The 1,217-nt window shown below is 55.8% G+C and carries 3 protein-coding genes and 1 pseudogene; 2 read left to right on the forward strand and 2 right to left on the reverse strand.

Annotation, left to right across the window (positions count from 1 at the left end):
- Nucleotides 1-107: pseudogene (locus tag AB0H42_RS35740) on the reverse strand (30S ribosomal protein S6); the annotation flags it as partial.
- A gap of 236 nt (nt 108-343) precedes the next feature.
- Between AB0H42_RS35740 and AB0H42_RS35745 the strand changes: the two are divergent.
- Entirely contained in the window at nt 344-565 is a 222-nt protein-coding gene (locus AB0H42_RS35745) for a hypothetical protein (RefSeq protein WP_164066293.1), read from the forward strand.
- Nucleotides 562-828 (forward strand): DUF1471 domain-containing protein, encoded by a 267-nt coding sequence (locus AB0H42_RS35750; protein ID WP_043139300.1) that lies wholly within the window; start codon nt 562-564, stop codon nt 826-828. The genes AB0H42_RS35745 and AB0H42_RS35750 overlap by 4 nt, the downstream gene beginning before the upstream one ends.
- 99 nt (nt 829-927) lie before the next feature.
- Here the strand turns inward: AB0H42_RS35750 and AB0H42_RS35755 are convergent.
- On the reverse strand, nt 928-1,217 hold a 290-nt coding region (locus AB0H42_RS35755), incomplete at its 5' end, for a hypothetical protein (RefSeq protein ID WP_357064316.1).

The following is a 1,217-nucleotide window of genomic DNA, read 5'->3' on the forward strand; positions in this document are numbered from 1 at the left end:
ATCTGACCTTGCGCGTTAGTGATGGTAGCACTGTAACGCTCGATCATGCCCGGAACCTGTTCGCTTTGGTCAGGATGGACCATAAAAACGATTTCGTAATGACGCATCGAATTGCTCCTTACGGATTATTCAGCCTCCTGTCAGGGTCAACCGCGGCCCATGGAAGCAAGGAACGTGTTTAGTGTGCGGCTGAAAAATGACGCGTAATCATACTGACGCAGGGCGGGAAACTCAAGGACTGCGTGGGTTTTATTCGCGTTAATGCGAGGCGCTATGGGAAATAGCACGATTTGCTCGTGGGTGAACCTATGTACGCCGATCCATGGGTTTCAAAAATCTTTCAATGAAATCAGCGCTGAGTCACAAATCTATTTCATTTTTTTTGAAAGAGGTCATCAAAACACCCCACTTTTTAATCCGCAGTAACGGACTAAAATTAACCATATCCGCCGCAGACAGCGCGACGAAAAAGATTTCAGGTTATTCAATGCAGATAAATGACTTTTTGCCGCAGCGACACTCGCTGTCAGGCCGTAACGGCAAAGGGTTAAGAGAGGCACTATGAAACGCATTATTCTCGCGACGGCGCTGGCCGCCCTATTCTCCGCCAACGTGATGGCCGCGACGGAGATTAGCTCGCACCAGGCCGATCAACGCCAGAGCGTTGGCTTCGTCACCCTGAACCAGAACGTGGTTTCGCCGGATGACGCCAGCAGCCAGGTCAGTAAAATCGCCGATCAACGCGGCGCGACCTCTTATCGCATCATCGCCCTGCACGAACCGGGCGACAACAGCACGATGCACGTCAGCGCCGAGCTGTACCGCTAAAAAGACGCGCCACGCCAGGGAAATCCCCAGGGCTTCATCAGAAAGCCCGCTCAATCCTCGCCGGAGCGCCGCTTGTCGGGCGCTCCACTTTCTCACCTGTCACAGCTTGAGCAACGCCGGCGCGCTGAACGCTTTGCCCGGATTGTGCAATTGCAGCGCCATCCGCAGATAGTTTGTCCGCGTTTGCAGCAGCTCGGCGCTTTGCGTCAGCGTCACCCGCTGCTCGAAGGAGAGCGTACCGGCCGCCGCGGTGTGAGTGGCCGCCGCTTTCGGCGCGAAGGCAAACAGCGCCGTCAGGTTTTGCACCGTCTGCGCGGTGATGCGCGACAGCGGATCCGCCTTGTTTTGCCGCACCTTGCCGTCGGCTGCCCCCAACATCTCGCTGAAGG

Source organism: Nocardia sp. NPDC050799, assembly GCF_040654015.1.
In the GTDB taxonomy this organism is placed as follows: Bacteria; Actinomycetota; Actinomycetes; order Mycobacteriales; family Mycobacteriaceae; genus Nocardia.

Coding starts and splice junctions, on each gene's coding strand:
- AB0H42_RS35745 (WP_164066293.1), top strand. CDS start 344: ATGAAATCAGCGCTGAGTCACAAATCTATTTCATTTTTTTTGAAAGAG.
- AB0H42_RS35750 (WP_043139300.1), top strand. CDS start 562: ATGAAACGCATTATTCTCGCGACGGCGCTGGCCGCCCTATTCTCCGCC.